At 73.2% G+C, this 17,723-nt stretch carries 12 protein-coding genes; 9 read left to right on the forward strand and 3 right to left on the reverse strand.

Features of this window, described 5'->3' with window-relative positions:
• Window position 1: 1 nt before the first annotated feature.
• Together JYK18_RS19335 and JYK18_RS19340 are read left to right on the forward strand one after the other, a co-directional pair.
• Window positions 2-1,120 (forward strand): DUF58 domain-containing protein, encoded by a 1,119-nt coding sequence (locus JYK18_RS19335; RefSeq protein WP_206803360.1) that lies wholly within the window; start codon window positions 2-4, stop codon window positions 1,118-1,120.
• Complete coding sequence (locus tag JYK18_RS19340) at window positions 1,117-3,213, forward strand: transglutaminase domain-containing protein (RefSeq protein WP_206803361.1); 2,097 nt, start codon at window positions 1,117-1,119, stop codon at window positions 3,211-3,213. The genes JYK18_RS19335 and JYK18_RS19340 overlap by 4 nt, the downstream gene beginning before the upstream one ends.
• Here JYK18_RS19340 and JYK18_RS19345 read toward each other — a convergent pair.
• Together JYK18_RS19345 and JYK18_RS19350 are read right to left on the reverse strand one after the other, a co-directional pair.
• Entirely contained in the window at window positions 3,210-4,430 is a 1,221-nt protein-coding gene (locus tag JYK18_RS19345) for a protein kinase (protein ID WP_206803362.1), read from the reverse strand. The genes JYK18_RS19340 and JYK18_RS19345 overlap by 4 nt on opposite strands.
• Before the next feature lie 7 nt (window positions 4,431-4,437).
• On the reverse strand, window positions 4,438-5,052 hold the full coding sequence (locus JYK18_RS19350) for a TetR/AcrR family transcriptional regulator (protein ID WP_206803363.1): 615 nt from the start codon (window positions 5,050-5,052) through the stop codon (window positions 4,438-4,440).
• Window positions 5,053-5,161: 109 nt separating this feature from the next.
• Here JYK18_RS19350 and JYK18_RS19355 point away from each other — a divergent pair, with 109 nt between their 5' ends.
• Together JYK18_RS19355 and JYK18_RS19360 are read left to right on the forward strand one after the other, a co-directional pair.
• Window positions 5,162-6,118 carry an ATP-binding cassette domain-containing protein gene (locus JYK18_RS19355; protein WP_206803364.1) on the forward strand — a complete coding sequence of 319 codons (957 nt, stop codon included), beginning with the start codon at window positions 5,162-5,164 and terminating at the stop codon, window positions 6,116-6,118.
• Window positions 6,115-6,918, forward strand: a complete 804-nt coding sequence (locus JYK18_RS19360) for an ABC transporter permease (protein ID WP_206803365.1) — start codon at window positions 6,115-6,117, stop codon at window positions 6,916-6,918. Before JYK18_RS19355 ends, JYK18_RS19360 begins: the two co-directional genes overlap by 4 nt.
• On the opposite strand, the gene JYK18_RS19365 is transcribed toward JYK18_RS19360, so the two are convergent.
• Entirely contained in the window at window positions 6,908-7,636 is a 729-nt protein-coding gene (locus JYK18_RS19365) for an LmeA family phospholipid-binding protein (protein ID WP_206803366.1), read from the reverse strand. The two genes, JYK18_RS19360 and JYK18_RS19365, sit on opposite strands and share 11 nt — an antisense overlap.
• Window positions 7,637-7,738: 102 nt before the next feature.
• Between JYK18_RS19365 and JYK18_RS19370 the strand changes: the two genes are divergently transcribed.
• The 5 genes from JYK18_RS19370 to JYK18_RS19390 are packed head-to-tail and all read left to right on the forward strand — an operon-like array spanning window position 7,739 to window position 17,538.
• The gene (locus JYK18_RS19370) at window positions 7,739-11,023 is read left to right on the forward strand and encodes a DUF4132 domain-containing protein (protein ID WP_206803367.1); all 3,285 of its coding nucleotides are present in this window, start codon (window positions 7,739-7,741) and stop codon (window positions 11,021-11,023) included.
• Window positions 11,020-12,105 (forward strand): AAA family ATPase, encoded by a 1,086-nt coding sequence (locus tag JYK18_RS19375; RefSeq protein WP_206803368.1) that lies wholly within the window; start codon window positions 11,020-11,022, stop codon window positions 12,103-12,105. Before JYK18_RS19370 ends, JYK18_RS19375 begins: the two co-directional genes overlap by 4 nt.
• Window positions 12,105-14,291: a DUF5682 family protein gene (locus tag JYK18_RS19380; protein ID WP_206803369.1), complete on the forward strand. Its 2,187-nt coding sequence runs from the start codon at window positions 12,105-12,107 to the stop codon at window positions 14,289-14,291. The genes JYK18_RS19375 and JYK18_RS19380 overlap by 1 nt, the downstream gene beginning before the upstream one ends.
• Window positions 14,285-15,394 carry a VWA domain-containing protein gene (locus JYK18_RS19385; RefSeq protein WP_307795955.1) on the forward strand — a complete coding sequence of 370 codons (1,110 nt, stop codon included), beginning with the start codon at window positions 14,285-14,287 and terminating at the stop codon, window positions 15,392-15,394. The genes JYK18_RS19380 and JYK18_RS19385 overlap by 7 nt, the downstream gene beginning before the upstream one ends.
• A complete protein-coding gene (locus JYK18_RS19390; RefSeq protein ID WP_206803370.1) occupies window positions 15,391-17,538 on the forward strand; it encodes a hypothetical protein in 2,148 nt (715 codons plus the stop codon). The genes JYK18_RS19385 and JYK18_RS19390 overlap by 4 nt, the downstream gene beginning before the upstream one ends.
• Window positions 17,539-17,723 lie beyond the last annotated feature (185 nt).

Raw genomic sequence — 17,723 nt, forward strand, 5'->3', positions numbered from 1 at the left:
GGTGCGCCTGACCCGGCGCGGGGTGGCCGTGCTGGTGCTCGCCGTGGTGCTGCTCGGCGCCGGGATCTGGGCCGGGCACCCGATGCTGCGCGCGCTCGGCGGGATCTGCGCGGGCGCGGTGCTGGTCGCCGTGCTGCTGGTGGGGCGCAGCCCCAAGGTCGCGGTGTCGCGGGCGGTCTACCCGGATCGCGTCGAACGCGGCCGCCCGGCGCTCGCGCGGCTGCTGGTGCGCAACGAAGGCACGCGACGGCAGGCGGGGTTCACCGCGGGCGACCGCGTCGGGTCCGGGGTGCGCGCGGTCGGCGTGCGGGCGCTGGCTCCCGGTGCGGAAGCCGTGTACCACTACGAACTGCCGACCGAGCAGCGTGGCAAGTTCGAGGTCGGACCGCTGGTGCTGGAGCGGTCGGATCCGCTCGGCCTGGCCAGGAACCGGCTCGCCAGCGGGGATCCGGTGACGTTGTGGGTGCACCCGCGCCGCCACCCGGTGCGCGCGGTCTCCGGCGGGCAGCCCCGCCACCACCACGAAGGCCGGGCTGCCGACGACGCGCTGCACGGCTCGCTCGACCTCCGCGACGTGCGCGAGTACGTGCCCGGTGACGAGGTGCGCCACCTGCACTGGAAGGCCACCGCGCGCACCGGCAGCCTGATGGTGCGCGAGTTCGCCGACCCGGACCAGCCGCGGCTGACCCTGGTGCTGGACACCAGGGCCGAACGCGGGTTCGAGGACGCCGTCGAAGTCGCCGCGTCGATGCTGAACGCCGCCGCGTTGTCCGGGCACCGCTGCCGCCTGGTCACCCCGGCCGGGCTCGACGTGTCCACTTCGGACGGTCCGCAGGGAGCGCGGCGGCTGCTGGACGAGCTGTGCGTCGCCCAGGCCGAACCGGCGCAGATCTCGTTGGTACCGAAGGCGTTGACCAGGTCGCGGTCGCGCGGGGGTGCGCTGGTGGTGGTCGCCACCGGGCCGTCCGACCCGGCGGAACTGGCGCGGTTGCGGCCGTTCTACCCGGTGTTCACCGTGTTCTCCCTCGGTGGCCGGATGGCCGCGGTGCCCGGCGCGCGCCTGCTCGAAGGACCGTCGGCGACGGGGCTGCTCCAGCGGTGGAACACGGTGGTCAAGTGAAGCTCAGGGTGGAAACCGCGGGTGTGCTGCTCGCCGGTGCGGTGGCCGGGGTGCTCTTCGCCCCGGTGTTCGGGTTCGGCGTGCTGGTGCTGCCGATCGTGGTGGTCAGCCTGGTCACCTTCGGGGTGGCGGAACTGGCCACCAGGAAGCCGTCGCTGGAACCGTGGCGGCCACTGCTGGTCGCACTCGCCGGGCTGCTCGGGCTGATCGAATCGGCGTTGTTCCCGACCACCGCGGGCGGGCTGCCGACCGGGGAGACCTTCGGCGCGTTGTCGGCCGGGCTCACCGAATCCTGGCGGCTCGCGCTGCAGTCCACCTGGCCGACGCGGCCCGAGGCGCAGCTGTTCCTGTTCGTGCCGCTGGCCGTGCTGGCCGCCGCGGTGCTCGGCATCGAACTGCTGCACCGCACCCGGAAACCGTTGCTCGCCCTGCTGCCGAGCTTGGCGGTGTTGTGCCTGAGCCAGCTGTATTCGGCGGCGCCGGGCTCATCGGCGGTGCCGGGCGCGCTCGGGTACGCGGCGGCCGCGGCCATCGCGCTGGCGGCCGGGGCGCGCTGGTCGAAGACGGCGGTCGCGGCCATCGCGGCGCTGGTCGTGGTGGCGGTCGGCGGCGCGTCCGCGGCGGCGGTGTTCGACCCGGCGGGCAGGCCCGCGTATTCGTTGAAGGAGAACGAATCCGCGCCGATCCCGCCGGCCAGGGTGGCCAGCCCGCTGGCGGAGATCGGGGCCCGGCTCGCCGCGCCGGAGGTGCCGCTGTTCCGGTACACCGCGAACGCCCCGGTCGACCGGTGGTCGCTGGTGGTGCTGGACACCTTCGACGGGGTGAACTGGAAGCCCGGCGGGGAGTTCCGGCGGCTCGGCGTGGAGATCCCGCCGGGTCCGGGCCTCACCGCGCCGGTGATCAAGCGCGAGGCGACGGTCAGCACCGGTGGGTTGAGCGGGCCGTGGCTGCCCAGTCAGGCGTGGCCGGCGTCGGTGACCGGCGCGGAGCCGTTCGTCGGGGAGGGGCGCGGCACGCTGCTCGGCACCGGCGCGCCGACCGGCTACCAGCTGAGCTGGTGGGAGGCGCAGGTCAGCGGCAATCTCCCGGTCGACACGATGATCGACCCCCACGCGCCAGGCGGTCTCGGCGGCGTCGGCGCGATCCCGCCCGGCATCAGCGAACTGGCGAACCAGGCCACCGGCGGGCAGCGCCCGTCGTTCCAGTCGGCGTTGCTGCTGGAGCGCTTCCTCAGCGACAACTACCGCGCGGTCACCGGTGCGGACCGGCCGACCGGGCATTCCTGGCCGCAGCTGCGGCACTTCCTGCTGGAGAGCAAGGAGGGCACCAGCGAGCAGTTCGCCGCCGCCTACGTCGCGCTCGCGCGGATCGAGGGCATTCCGGCGCGGCTGGTGGTCGGCTTCCAGTCGCCCGCGCTGCCCGGCCCGGACGGCGCGTTCCAGGTGCGCAACGCCGACGTGCTGGCGTGGCCGGAGGTGGCGGTCGCCGGGGTCGGCTGGGTGGCGCTCGACCCGACCGGTACCGCGGCGAAGAGCCGGGGCGGTGGCGGGCTGGGCGAGGTCACCGCGCAGGCCCGCGATCGCCTGCCCGACCCCGAAGCGCTCGACGGTCCGGAGGCCGACGAGGACACCTCCGCGCCCACGGAACCGGAGGCGACCGAGGACGGCGGGCTGCCGCTCGCCCTGTTGCTGGCCCCGGTGCTGGTGGTGCCGCTCGGCTGGCTCGGCGGAGTGCCGTTGCTCAAACGGATCCGGCGGCGTCGTCGGCGTCGTGCGGCCGGGAACGGCGCGGTCGCCGGTGCCTGGGCCGAGGTGCGTGACCGCCTTCGGGCGCACCGGGTCCCGGTGACCAGCGGGATGACCGTGCGCGAACTCGCCGACGCCACCGCGAAGGTGGCCGACCCGTCCACTGTGGAGGGAGTGCGGGTGCTGGCCGGTGCGGTGGACGCCGCGCTGTGGTCCGGCGCGCGGACCAGCCCGGAGCTGGCCGACTGGGCCTGGCGGGCGGAAGCCGAAGTCCGGAAAGGACTGTCACGGCGCCCGCTGCGGGACCGGGTGCGTGCCGCGCTCGACCCGCGCGGCCTGCGGTCCTAGGGCTTGCAGGTCGCGCCGCGGATCGGCCGCGGCGGGGTTTCCACCGTCTGCGCGCCGTTCGTGCCCTGGATGGCGAAGCAGTAGGGGACGCCGGGCGACACCGGCACCTCGAAGGAGTGCTTGCGCTCGGCGTAGATCGTCTTGTTGGGCTGGTCAGCCGGTGCGACGACCACCGCGAAGTCCAGCACCTCCGGACTCGACCAGGTCAGCTTCACCTTGTCACCGAGATCGACCGGCTCTTCGAGCATCAGCTGCGGCGGCTTGGACGGCGTGGGCACCAGCGGCGCGATCGGGGCCGAGCCCGCCTCCGCGGGTGGTGTGGAGCCCGAACGCTGGGACAGCAACAAGATCGGCGCCGCGGCGAGCAGGGCGAGGGCCGCGGCGATGCCGAGGATCAGGCCGAGCTTGCCCTGCCGGTCCGCGGGCGCCGCCCGTTTCACCGGGGTCGGCCCGATCACCTTGATCGGCGTGCGCGGCAGTTCCGGTTCGCGCAGCCACGACAGTTCCTCGGTGACCGCGGCCGCGTTGTCCGGGCGGCCGGCGGGATCCTTGGCCAGCAGGCGCCCGATCAACGCACCGAGTTGCTCGTCGTCCACCGGTTCCGGGTCCTGGTGCAGCACCTTGAGCACGCGCTCGCCGTCCTGTTCACCGGCCTGGAAGCGGAACGGCGCCGCACCGGTCAGCGCGAACCGCAGCACCGCGCCGAGGCCGTACAGGTCGGCGGCTTCGTCGGCGGTGCCGTCGCGCACGGTTTCCGGTGCGGTGAACTCCAGTCCGGGCAGCACGGGCCGCGGGAAGGCGGCCCGCAGCACCACGCCGAAGTCGGTGACCAGCGGTTCACCCGTCTCGCGGAAGAGCAGGTTGCCGGGGTGCACGCCGCCGTGGACGATCCCGGCCTGGTGCGCGGTGGCGAGCGCGGCCGACAGCGTCAGCCCGATGGTGACGGTGTCCTCGGCCGACAGCGGGCCGTTGCGCTCGACGAGCTGGGCCAGCGACTGCGCGCACCGCTCCATCCGCAGCGCGGGCCTGCCGTCGGGCAGCACCTCGACGCCGTCGGGCACCAGGATCGGCCGGGCGTCCCGGAGGGTGCGGAGGGTGGCCAGCTCGCCGTCCAGGTCCGCGCGGGTCTGCCGGTCCAGCGGCGCCGGGAAGGTCTTCAGCGCGCTGCCGCCGTCGGCGTACACCACCGCGACCGGTCCCTCGCCGATCGTCTCCATGGGCACACTATTCCGGGTCGGGGGCCGCCTTGGCCACCACGCGTCCGGTTGTTGCCGGGGTGACGCGGTCGACCAGCGTCTCGATCAGCGCGTCCAGCGGAAAGGGGGCGAGCACCTCCGGCAGCGTCAGGTGTTCCACCACCAGGCCGGTCATCGCCAGGTAGAGCAGGAGCACCGTGTCGCGGTCGCCGGGCAGCCCGGCGTCCAGGTGGAAGCCGATGTTCTCGGCCAGGTTCGCCTTGAGCGTCTCGGTCAGCGTGGCCTGCAGTTCGGGGCGGCGGGTCGCTTCGAGGCGGAGTTCGAGGAGCGCGAGGTAGTTGACCCGGCCGTCGGAGAGCCGCCGGACGATGTCGTGCATCAGGCGGGTCACCAGCGCGCGATCACGCGGCGCGCGCATGATCTCGTCGATCTCGTCGGCGCCGGGGCCGAGTCTGAGGTGGATGCGCTGGCCCGCCTGGGTGAGCAGGTCGTCGCGGTTGGCGAAGTAGTTGGACGCGGTGCCGACCGGGACGCCGGCTGCCGCGTCGACCGCGCGGAAGGTCAGCCCGCGAGCGCCCTCGCGCGCCAGCACCTCGATGGTCGCGTCGACGAGGGCAGCTCGCCTGGCCTGGTTGCGCCGCATGAGCCGGAGACTACTACGCCTGAAGTGGTCAAGCCAGTGGGCCGTGCCTCGCCGCCCTTTTGCCAATCGAACCGTATGCTGTACGGTACAGTGCACGGAAGGGAGTCCGATGAGTTCTGACGAGTTCGCCGTCCAAGCCGACGGCCTGCGCAAGCACTACGGCGACAAGCGCGCCCTGGACGGCTTCGACCTGCGCGTACCCCGCGGTTCGGTCTGCGGTCTGCTGGGCCCGAACGGGGCGGGCAAGACCACCTCGGTGCGCATCCTCGCCACCCTCGTCCGCCTCGACGGGGGACAGGCGCGCGTCGGCGGGTTCGACGTGGCGACCGAGCCACACCGCGTGCGCCGCACCATCGGGCTGGTCGGTCAGCACGCGGCGGTCGACGAGGTGCTCAGCGGTCACCAGAACCTGGTCATGTTCGCGCGCCTGCACCACCTGGACCGGCGCGCCGCGCAACGGCGGGCCGCCGAGCTGCTCACCCGGTTCGGCCTCGCCGACACCGGGACCAAGCCGGTCAAGTCCTACTCCGGCGGCATGCGGCGACGGCTGGACCTGGCGGCGAGCATGATCCTCGCGCCGGCCGTGCTGTTCCTCGACGAACCCACCGTCGGGCTGGACCCGCGCGGGCGCAACGAGGTCTGGGAGGCCGTGCGCGAGCTGGTCGCCGACGGCACCACGGTCCTGCTCACCACCCAGTACCTCGACGAGGCCGACCAGCTCGCCGACCGCATCGCGGTGATCGACCACGGCCGCGTCATCGCCGAGGGCAGCCCGGGCGAACTGAAGTCGCGGATCGGCGGCGACCGGATCGACGTCATCCCGCACCACGCGGCCGACCTCGCCAAAGCCGCCGAGGCGCTGAAAACCCTGCTCGGCGGCGAACCGGACGTCGATCCCGACACGCGCCGGATCAGCGTCCGCGTCACCGGGCACGCCGCCGCGCTGCCCGGTGTGGTGCGCGCGCTCGACGACGCCGGGGTCCGCCTCGACGACCTCGCCCTGCGCCTGCCCACGCTCGACGAAGTGTTCCTGCAGCTCACCGGCCGGACGGAGGCAACGGTATGACCACGACCGACCACGGGGTTCGCTGGCTGCTCGCCGACAGCTGGACGCTGACCCAGCGCGGGTTCGCGCACTGGGCGCGCAATCCCGGGCCGATCATCTTCGGCCTGCTGTTCAACGTGCTGATCGTGCTGATGTTCGCCTTCCTGTTCGGCGGCGCGATGCGGGTCCCCGGCGGCGGGGACTACCGGGAGTTCCTGATGCCCGGCATGTTCGTGATGACCATGCTCTTCGGCGTCGGCATGACCGCCACCGCGGTGCTCGCCGACGTCGAACGCGGGGTCACCGACCGGTTCCGGGCGATGCCGATGGCCTCGGCCTCGGTGCTGGTCGGCCGGGCGGTGGCGGATCTGGTGCTGGCGGCGGTCACCCTGGTGGTGATGGTGCTGGCCGGGCTGGCCATCGGCTGGTCGGTGCACGGCACGCCGGCCGAGGCGGTGACCGCCTTCGGGCTGATCCTGTTGCTGCGCTTCGCGTTGATCTGGGTGGGTGTCTACATCGGACTGACGTTGCGCGGGCCGGAGGCGATGACCGGGGTGCACACCCTGGAGTTCCCGGTGGGTTTCCTGTCCAGCGCCTTCGTCTCACCGGACACCATGCCGGGCTGGCTCGGCGCGATCGCCGAGTGGAACCCGCTCTCGGCCACCTCGGCCGCGATCCGCGACCTGTTCGGGAATCCCGGTGTGACCGGGGATTCGTGGGTGGTCCGGCACGCCGCGGAAATGGCGGTGGTCTGGCCGCTGGTCCTGCTCGCGGTGTTCCTGCCGCTGTCGATCCGGGCGTACCGGCGGCTCAGCCGGTAGACCGCAGCACCCAGCCCAGCAGGTCGAGCAACGGCACCCGCGCCAGCCGCTCCGGCCACTGGGCGGCGGCGAGTTCGAGCACGAGTTCGCCGGGCCGCACCGCGATCCCGGTCAACCGCAGGCCTTCCGGGAATTCCGGCAGGTCGAGCGTGATCGGGTCGACGCGGGTTGGCAGGCGCAGACCGGCGACGCGGAGTTCGCGGGGGACGAGGACCACCGCGTCGCCGGTCAGCGTGGGCACCAGGTCGAGGTGACCGAGCCGCGGTGCCTTCGCCCAGCGGACGCGGCCGAACCCGTCGGCCAGTTCCGCGACCAGATCCGGGCGGAGTTCCGCGATCCGCTCGGCGACCACCTCCGCCGCGACCCTGACCTCCAGCTCCACCGAGGCCGGGGTCGCGGTGATCGCGGGCAGCGACCGGATCCGCACGTCCCGCCCGACCACGGTGACCCGCCGCAGCGGGACCTCCGCCCAGTTCACCCGATCGGCGACCAGCCGGACGTCCCCGAGCCTGCCCGCGGCCAGCCGCAGCGTGTCCGCTTCGTAGTCCAGTTCGGTCACGGTGAATTCGACGTCACGGCCGTCGACCCGCACGGCGAGCCGCCGCCCGGTCACCCGTTCCGCGGCCGTGCGCAGGATCGCCGCCGGGCTGAGCGCCGTTCCCGGCACCAGCGCCGCGGCCAGTCCGGCCAGTTCGCCGAACAAGTTCCCGCCGTCCATCCCCCCAGTGTGAACCAGCGAAAAACCCCGAATCCCGTCAACCCCCCAGTTCTGTCAGACCCCCACCCTAACCTCCCCCCACCAGCACCCAAGGGGGAAAAAATGCACCACACCGACCCAGCCGAGCACACCTTCACCCAGCCCGCCCACTGGCGCCGCCTGCTCCACCCCCGCCGGGGCGGCCTCCCCGGCCCGTCCCCGCACCCCGGCAGACAGGCGCTCACCCTCCTGGAACCACTCCTGCCCGCCCTGCGCGACGCCGTGCACCACCCGCGCGGCGAACCCGCCCCGGCCAAGGCGGCGCTGGCTTTCCTGGACGGTGAGCCCACCCCGCCCGGCGCCGCCGCGCTGGCCTCGATGGTGGCCGTGAAACCAGGCACAGCCCCGAAAAAGAGCCACCTGGAACGGATCGCCGATCTCTGGCTGCTCGATCACGGCCCCGCCTTCGCCGCCGAAGCCGCCACCTGCCTGCCACTGCTCTCCGCCGGTTTCGACGCCGACGGTTTCCACGTGCGCGAAGCGATCCCGCCACCGCGCAACTGCGGCCTGCCCGCCGATCCGGTGGTGCACCGCCTGCGCGCCCACCTGGCCGAAGCGTCCGAAGTGGACTATCGAACCGCGGTCGGGGTGCTGGCCGGGCACCGGCACACCCCCGGACAACGTGGTGTCGCCGCCTTTCTCGCGCCAGGGGAAGCGGAATGGGCCGAGGAGTTCGTGGCCGAAGCGCTCGCGCTCGGCCATCGCGCCCCGGCCGAAGCGGTGTTGTGCACGCTGGGCACCGGCGCCCAGCTGGCCGCGGCGTGCGCGGCCGACACCCTGGCCTGGGCGTTGCGCAATCCGCGGGTGATCCCGACCCTGGTGGACGGTGTCGGCGTGGCGGCGGTACCGGCCCTGGCCACGTGGGCGACGTACTACGGCGCCGAAACCACCAAGCGGGTGGCCGAGGCGCTGGCCGTGCTCCCGTCCGACGACGCCTTCGAAAGCCTGCTCGACCTCGCCGACCACCGACCGGCTCGCGAGGCGTTACCCCTTGCGATGAAACGGTTTCCGGTGCGTTCGCTGCGCCTGCTCGCCCGGCGCTGCGCCGGGCCGTCGAAACCGGCGAGGTTCGCCGAACGCCTGCTGAGGGCACGGGTATTGGTCGATCCGGTGGTGGTCGACGAAGCCCTGCCCACGCTCGACGAGCAGACTAGGACGGTGGTCGAGCGGGTACGCGCCGAGAACCGCCCGTTCCCCGAAGCGCCCGAGGACGCCTTGCCCCGGGTGCTCGTCGTGCCACCGTGGGCGAAACCACGCGCGATCACCGAGCAGGTCGTGCTCGACCTCGATCCCGGCAAACCACAGGTGACCTGGGCTCCCGGCGAGCGCGAGGCGTGGCGCGCCGCGAAGACGTGGGCCTTCCAGCAGCCCGACGCCCTGGAAAAGGCCGTCGGCCAACTGCGGGCCGGCGTGCTGGACGCCCACCTGACCGGCCAGCTCCTCGCGCACGGCCCGGACGAGGTGAGCGGGCCGCTGCTGGAGCGGTGGCGGCCCGCCGATCTCTGGTTCGCCGAATCCTGGCTGCCGCCCGCACTGGCCCGCCACGAACTGGCCGCGCTACCGCTCGCCCTGCACGTGGCCAGGGCGATCCCGCAGGCCGCGGGCGAATTCCTGGCCCCCTTCGCCAGTGCCGAAGTCGCCGCCTTGATGGCCGACTGGCTGGCCCGGCTGAAAGGCCGCGCGCGCGAGGTCGCGCTGGCCTGGCTGGACCGGCACGCCACCACCGCCGCCCGCCTGCTGATCCCGGTCGCGCTGGGCGAACCGGGCCGGACGCGGTCCGCCGCCGAGGCCGCCGTCGACCACCTCGATCCGGCCATTGTGGACAGAGCCGCCCAGGCGCACGGCCCGGCCGCGGCCGCCGCGATGTCCCGGTTCCTGGCCACCGACCCGCTCGACGTGCTGCCCGCCCGCATCCCGGAACTGCCGGACTGGGCCGACCCGGCCTCGTTGCCCCCACTGCTGCTCCCCGACCAGCGAGCGCTCCCGACCGCCGCGGTCCGGTACTTCCTCACCATGCTGGCGATGTCCCGGCCCGGTGAACCGTACGCGGGCGTCACGATGGTCACCGATCTGCTCGATCGCGGTTCGCTGGCGCGTTTCGGCTGGGAGTTGTTCGAGGCCTGGCAGGCCGTCGGCTCACCGAGCGCGCACGGCTGGCCGCTCAGCGCGCTGGCCTGGCTCGGTGACGACGAAGTGGCCCGTGAACTCGCGGTGGTCATCCGCGCGCTGCCGGGCGAAGGCGGGCACATCCGGGCCGTGCTCGGCCTGGACGTGCTGGCCGAGCTGGGCACCGACACCGCGTTGATGCAGCTGCACGCCATCGCGCAGAAGGTGAAGTTCAAGGCGCTCAAGGCCCGCGCCACGGACAAGATCACCGAGGTGGCCACCGGGCTCGGGCTGACCGCCGAGCAACTGGCCGACCGGCTGGTCCCCGGGTTCGGCCTGTCCGCCGAGGGCAAGCTCCGGCTGGACTACGGGCCGCGCCAGTTCCTCGTCGGGTTCGACGAGCAGCTCAAGCCGTTCGTCACCGATACCGACGGCAAACGCCGCCGCGAGCTGCCCAAACCCGGGGTCCGCGACGACGCCGACCGGGCCACGGCCGCCCGGAAGCGGTTCGCCGCCTTGAAGAAGGACGTGCGCACGGTCGCCGCCGACCAGGTCCGCCGCCTCGAACGCGCCATGGTGCACGGTCGCGAGTGGACGGTCGACGAGTTCCGGCGGCTGTTCGTCGAGCACCCGCTGCTCTGGCACATCGCCCGCCGCCTGGTCTGGCTGGCCGATTCCGGGGACGGGGTGCGTGCGTTCCGCATCGCCGAGGACCGCACGTTCGCCGACGTGGCCGACAACCCGTTCCGCCTGACCGACGGCGACACCGTCCGGATAGCCCATCCTGTGCACCTCGGCGAGACCGTGGCCGCCTGGGCGGAACTGTTCGCCGACTACGAGATCCTGCAACCCTTCCGCCAGCTCGGCCGCGAGGTGCACAAGCTGACCGCGGCCGAACGCGCGCACCACCGGCTCGACCGGTTCGCCGACCACACCGTGCCCGCCGGAAAGCTGTTCGGCCTCGGCCGGTCCGGCTGGGAGCGGTCCGCCGCGCAGGACGACGGCATGCGGCCGTGGCTGTTCCGCCGGGTCGGCGAGGCGAGCGCGGTGGTCATCGGCCTCGATCCCGGCATCCCGTTCGGGCTGGTGGACGAGCTCCCCGAGCAGCGGATCACCGCGGTCTGGCTGAACGACCGGCCGGAGGGCGCGCTGATGCCGCGGGTCTCCGGCCTGAGCTTCGGTTCGCTCGACCCGGTGACCGCCTCCGAGGTGCTCGCCGAACTCACCGAGCTGATCCGATGACGGCACCGAAAGCGCCGAGCGAGGTCCAGCGCCCGCCAGCCGAAGTGCGCCACGCCGAGGAACTGGCCCGGCTGCGCGAGACCGATCACGATCCGCGGCCGCCGGGCTGGGCACTGAGCCTGCGTGCCGCCCGCCGGTTCATCGTCGGTGACGAACAGGCGGGCGTGCGCGGGAAGTTCGTCGGCGATCCATCCCTTGTGGACAGAGCGCTGGTGGCACTGGCGACGAACCGCGGGCTGTTGCTGCTCGGCCGCCCGGGCACGGCGAAGTCCCTGCTGTCCGAACTGATCGCGGCCGCGATCAGCGGTGATTCCACGCTGACCGTGCAGGGCGGTGCGGCCACCACCGAGGACCAGATCAGGTACTCGTGGAACTACGCGATGCTGGTCGCCGAGGGCCCGTCGCCGCGGTCCCTGGTTCCCGCGCCGATGCTGCGCGGGATGCGCGAGGGCCGCGTGGTGCGGTTCGAGGAGTTGACCCGCTGTCCGCTGGAAGTCCAGGACTGCCTGCTTTCCCTGCTGTCGGAACGGGTACTGGCGATTCCCGAGCTGTCCGGCGAGCACGCGGCGGTGTTCGCCGCGCCGGGCTTCAACGTCATCGCCACGGCCAACACCGACGATCGCGGGGTCAACGAGATGAGCACCGCGCTCAAACGGCGGTTCACCTTCGAGACGGTGTTCCCGATCGCCGATTTCGACACCGAGCTGGAGTTGGTCCGCGCCGAGGCCGCCGCGTTGCTCGACCGGTCCGGCGTCGGCGCGGCGCCGGACCGCGATCTGCTCTCCGTGCTGGTCACCACCTTCCGCGAGCTGCGCGAGGGCACCGGTGCGGAGCGCCCGTCGGCCGTGCTGAGCACCGCGGAGGCGGTTTCGGTGGCGCACGCGGTCGGCGTGCGCGGCTGGTACCTGCGTGGTGAACCGGGCACTGCGGCGGATCTGGTCGAATGCCTCGCCGGGACCGCGGTGAAGGACAGCGAGCCGGATCTGACCCGGCTCCGCCGTTACCTGGAGCACCAGGTCCCTCGTAAGCAGGGCGCGTACTGGCGCGCGCTGCACGAGGCTCGCGATCGGCTGCCGGGCTGATGGCCGCCACCTTTCTCGGGGTCCGCCACCACAGCCCGGCGTGCGCGCGGCTGGCCGGCTCCGTGATCCACCGGCTGCGACCGGCGCACGTGCTGGTCGAGGGCCCGGCCGAGCTGAACGGCAGGCTGGGCGAGTTGCTGCTCGGGCACCAGCTGCCGATCGCGGTCTTCAGCCACTACCGCGACGCCCGGCGCACCCTGGCGTCCTGGAGCCCGTTCTGCGAGTACTCGCCGGAGTGGGTCGCGCTGACCACCGGGCTGGCGGTGGGCGCGCAGGTGCGGTTCATCGACCTGCCCGCGTGGCATCCCGCGCTGGCCACCCGGCGCAACCGCTACACCGACGCCGAAGACCGGTACGCCGACGCCGTGGCCCGGCTCTGCGCGACCTTCGCCGTGGACAACGCGGATTCGTTGTGGGACAGGCTGTTCGAGGTCGAGCCACCGGACGGTTTGCCCGAGCGGCTGACCGCCTACTTCGACCTGCTGCGCGGTGAATCCGAAGCGAGTGAGGACGACGCGGCACGTGAGCGCTACATGGCGTCGTGGGTGCGGGCCGCGGTCGCCGACGCCGGTGCGGCGCCGGTGGTCGTGGTCACCGGCGGTTTCCACCGGCCCGCACTGGAACGCCTGGCCGCGGGCGAATCCGACGGCTGGCCGGAGGTCCCGGCCCCGCCGCCGGGCGCCACCGGGGAGAGCTTCCTGGTGCCGTACTCGTTCCGGCGGCTGGACGCGTTCACCGGCTACCAGTCCGGCATGCCGTCGCCGGAGTATTACCAGCTCCTGTGGGAAGGCGGGCCGGAAGCGGCGGCGGCCGGGTTGATCGAAGCCGTGGTGACCCGGCTGCGCCGCCGTGGCCTCCCGGTCTCCACCGCGGATCTGGTCACCGCGCACGCGCTGGCTGCCGGGCTGGCGAACCTGCGCGGGCACCCGCGTCCCGCGCGCGCCGATATCCTCGACGCGCTCGCGAGCACGTTGATCGCGGACGACCTCGAGCAACGGCTCCCGTGGAGCACCCGAGGGCCGCTGCGGGCGGGCGCGCACCCGGCCGTGGTCGAGATGGTCGCCGCGCTCAGCGGGGACCGCACCGGCCGTCTGCACCCCGACACCCCGGCGCCACCGCTGGTCCGCGCGGTCACCACCGAACTGGCCGAACTCGGGCTCGACGGCGACGGTCCGGTCCGCCTCGATCTCGGTCGCGACGGGCGGCGCAGCCGCGTCCTGCACCGGTTGCGCGTACTGGAGATCCCGGGTTTCGAACGGCAGCGCGGCCCCGGCTCGGGCGCCGATCCGGTGTGCACCGAACAGTGGCGGCTGACCGTGACGGAGCTGCGCCTGCCCATGTTGATCGAGGCGGGCGCGTACGGCGGCACCCCGGCCGACGCGGCCGCCGCGGTGCTCGCCGAACGCGCTGCGGGCGCGGAGGTCGGCGAGTTGGCCGGTGTGCTGTTCGACGCGGTGCTGTGCGGGGTGGTCGACCTCGCCGAACAGCTCACGGCCGAGTTGCGGACCGGCCTGGCTGCCGCGGCCGATCTCGGTGCGCTGGGCCGGGTGCTGGCGGTGGTGCTCGGCCTGTGGCGGCATGGTGACCTCTGGCAGACAGCGGGCAGCGATGCGCTGGCCGAGGTGCTGACCGCCGCCGTGCCCAGGCTGTTGTGGCTGGCCGAAGGCGTGCGCGGTGGTCCGGCGCCCGCCGACGCCGATCGGCTCGACGCGATGGTGGCCCTGCGCGACGCCCTGCGGTACGCCACGCCGATGCTCGATCCGGCGGCCGTGCTCGCGGCGTGCCGTCGGATAGCCGCCGATCCGGGCGCGCCACCCGATCTGCGCGGTGCGGCCTCCGGTCTCGTCTGGTCTTCAGGGGCAGGCGATCCGGTCGGCGCGATCCCCGGCGGACCGCACACCGTCGGCGATTGGCTGGCCGGGCTGTTCGCGGTGGCCAGGGCGCAGGTGCTCGCCGGGAACCAGGTGCTGACCGTGCTCGACGAGCTGGTCGGCGGGATGGCGGACGAGGAGTTCCTGGTCGCGTTGCCCGCGCTGCGCCAGGCGTTCGCCTACTTCCCGCCGTACGAACGCCGTCAGCTCGCCGCCGCACTGCGCCGCGAACCACCGGCGGCGCCACCGGTGCCCGCCGACCCGTCCATCGAGTCCACAGTAGACGCTTTACTCAGAGCGGAGGGCCTGTGCTGACCGAACCTTCCCGCTGGCGGCTGGTCCTCGGCGAACCAGCCGCCCCGCACACCTGCCCGCTCGACGCCGAGGCCGCCGAGCGCGACGCCGCACTGGATTGGCTGTACGGCCGGGATCCGGCGCGGGCCGAACGCGGCGAGCGCCGCGGTGGCTCCGGCCCGTCCGCACTGACCACAGTGGACTGGCTCGACGGCATCCACCGGCTGTTCCCGCGCGCCACCGTGGAACGGCTGGAACGCGACGCCGTCGAACGCTACGAGATCCACGAGGTGGTCACCGATCCGGCGGTGCTGGCCAGGATCGAGCCGAATCCCACCCTGCTGCGGGCGATCCTGCGCACCAAGCACCTGATGCACGAGGGCGTGCTCGCGCAGGCGCGGCGCATCGTCGAGGCGGTGGTCGCGGACCTGACCGGCAAGCTGGCCACCGAACTCGGCCGGGCCTCCTCCGGTGCCAGGACGAGGCGGCCGTCGCGGTTCCGGCAGGCCCGCGACTTCGACTTCCACGGCACGATCCGGGCCAATCTCGCGCACTACCGGCCCAGCAGCGGGCGGATCGCGATCGCGCAACCGCGGTTCGTCTCCCGGACGCGCCGCCACGCCGAGCGCTGGCAACTCGTCCTGCTCGTGGACCAGTCCGCGTCGATGGCCGGTTCGGTCATCCACGCGGCCGTCACCGCCTCCTGCCTGTGGCGGCTGCCCGGTCTGAGCACGCATCTCGTGGCCTTCGACACCGAACTCGCCGATCTCACCTCGGAGGTGACCGATCCAGTGGAACTGCTGATGAAGGTGCAACTCGGCGGCGGCACGGACATCGCCCGCGCCGTCGCCTACGCCGCCACCCTGGTCGAAAACCCGCGACGCGCCATCGTCGCGGTGATCAGCGACTTCTTCGAAGGCGGCAACGAACAGGAGCTGGTCCGCTCGGTGGCCAGGCTGACCGGACAGGGCACGCGCGTGCTCGGGCTGGCCGCGCTCGACGAGGAGGCGAACCCGGCCTACCACCGCGAACTCGCCCAGCGACTGGCGAACGCCGGTGCCCGGGTCGGTGCGATGACCCCGGGTGAGCTGGCCGGCTTTGTCGCGGAACGGATCGCCCGATGACCCGCCAGGACCTGCTCGCCCTCACCCCGGCCGCACTGGTGGCGCTCGCCAATCGCGGTCTGGTCAAGCGTGCGGTCAAGGAGTTGGACGCGGGCGCGATCCCGTCGCTCGACCTGTCGGCGGATGGCGCGCTGCACGGCCGGTTCGCCGACGGTTCGGAGACCGTGCTGCCCGCCGACGCGGGATTCGACGGTGCCGGGTGTTCCTGTGGAGCGGTCGGGACCTGCCGTCACCGGGTCGGCCTGGTGCTGGCGTACCAGCGTCGCCATCCGCCGGGGGAGCTGGTGGTCACATCCCCCGGCGCGATCACCGACGAGGAGTTGGTGGCCGCCTTCGGCAACCGGGCGCTGGCGGCGGCGCGGCGGGTGCACCGCGCCGGGTACTCGGCACGTATCCGCCGGGCGAGCGCGGACGATCCGGTGGCGGAGGTCGAGCTGCCCGCGTGCACGGTCCGCTTCCTGGTGCCGGGGGAGTTGGGTTACGTGCACACCGAGGCGACCGAGGCGAAGCGTGAGCAGACGATCGTGCTGGCGGTGTGGGCGTGCCGGGCCGCCGACGAAACCGCGCCCGAGGTGCCGGAACTACGGCTGGACGTCGGTGGTGCCGAGGTGCGGTCGGCCACCGGGTTGGAACCCGCGCTGGTGGTGGCCGAGCGCCTGCTGCTCGAAGGCGCCGCCGATGCCGGTCCGGTCCTGCTCGCGAGCCTGGACCGGTTGCGGGCGGACCTCGAAGCCGCCGAACTGCGCTGGCCCGCCGCGGCGGTCGCCGAACTGGGGGAGCAGCTCGGTTACCACCGGTCGCGCAGCGCGCACTACCGCGCGAGGCGGTTCGCCGAGTTGCTGACGGAACTGCACGCGCGCCACCGGGCGGCGCTGTCCGGGACGAGCCCGCGCTCGCGGGTGCTGGGCACCGGCGAGCCGGGGGAGACACCGTTGCGGCGGGTGCGCCTGACCAGCCTCGGTTGCCGGATCTCCGGCGTGCCGGGCGGGCGGCTGGCGGAGATCTACTTCGCCGACGCCCGCAGCGCCACGGTCCTAGTGCTGCGGCGAACCTTCCCGGTACCCGACGGCGAGACACGCACCGGGCACGACCTCGCCACGCAACGGATCAACGGCACGTCGTTGCTCGCGCTGGCGGGCTCGAACGTGGTTTCGGAATCGGCCTACCGCAGCGCGAGCCGCGTCCTGCGCCTGGCTTCGGCTCGCGTCGCCCAAACCACCACCACCCCGGTCGGCAATTCGTGGGCTCGGCTGCCCTCTTCGCTGGTCATCCGCGACTACCGGGCCTTCGCCGCCGAACTCGCCGCGCTGCCGCCGTCCCTCATCCGCCCCCGCGTGGCCGCCGAACAGGTGCGGGTCCTCCAAATCGCCGGCGTGCGCCACCTCACCTACCACCCCGGCGACCAACTCCTGGAGGCCGAAATCACCGACGCCCAGGGTGTCTCAGGCACCATCCGGGCCCACCACTCCGAACACCGCCCAGGCGCCCTGGATGCCCTAGCCGCTGCCCTCTCCGCAACCCCCCACTACCTAAGCGGCTCCGTCCACCAGGTCCGAGGTGCCCTGGTCGTCGACCCCATCGCCGTCCTGACCTCCACTCCCCAGCCCACCTCTGCCCAACCCACTCCCGCCCAACCCACTCCCGCCCAACCCACTCCCGCTCTGACCGCCCCTGCCCTGACCACTCCCGACCAAACCGCGCCCGCCCAACACACCCCTGCCCAAACCATCCCCGCCTTGACCGCCCCCGCCCAAACCACTCCCGACCAAGCCGTCTCTGCCCAAAGCACCCCTGCCCTGGCCACTCCCAACCAAGCCGCCCAGGCCCTGACCACCACCCTGATCCACCCAGACCTAGCCCCCACCACCCACCCGATCCGCCTCCCCCTGGCTCCCGCACTCACCCCAGACCCGATCACCACCGCCCTAACCCTCCTCGCCGATGCCGCCCACCAGGGTCTCCTGCACACCACCCCCGCCGACGCCGCTCTCACCCAGACCGTCTCCGCCCTGACCGATGCGGGCTACCCCTCGGCCGCCAAGGCACTGGCCGCCTTCGCCACCTCCCTCCGCACCCGAACCGACCTCCCCGTCACCTGGCTCGCGGCCTACCTGCGCCTGACCCTCACCACCCCGCACCCATGACCACACCCGCCGCCGCCTCATTACCGAAGGAGCCCATGCACCCGAAGAAGCCCCTCACACTCGCCACCGAGCAGCCCATGCCCTCGCACTCCCCACCGAGGCAGCCCATGCACTCGACCCCATGCCCTCGCCCTCGCACCCCGGGCCTGCGCCACCGCGCCTCTCGCCCGCCGCGGCGTAGCGCG

The sequence above is a fragment of the Amycolatopsis sp. 195334CR genome (genome assembly GCF_017309385.1).
Lineage (GTDB): Bacteria > Actinomycetota > Actinomycetes > Mycobacteriales > Pseudonocardiaceae > Amycolatopsis.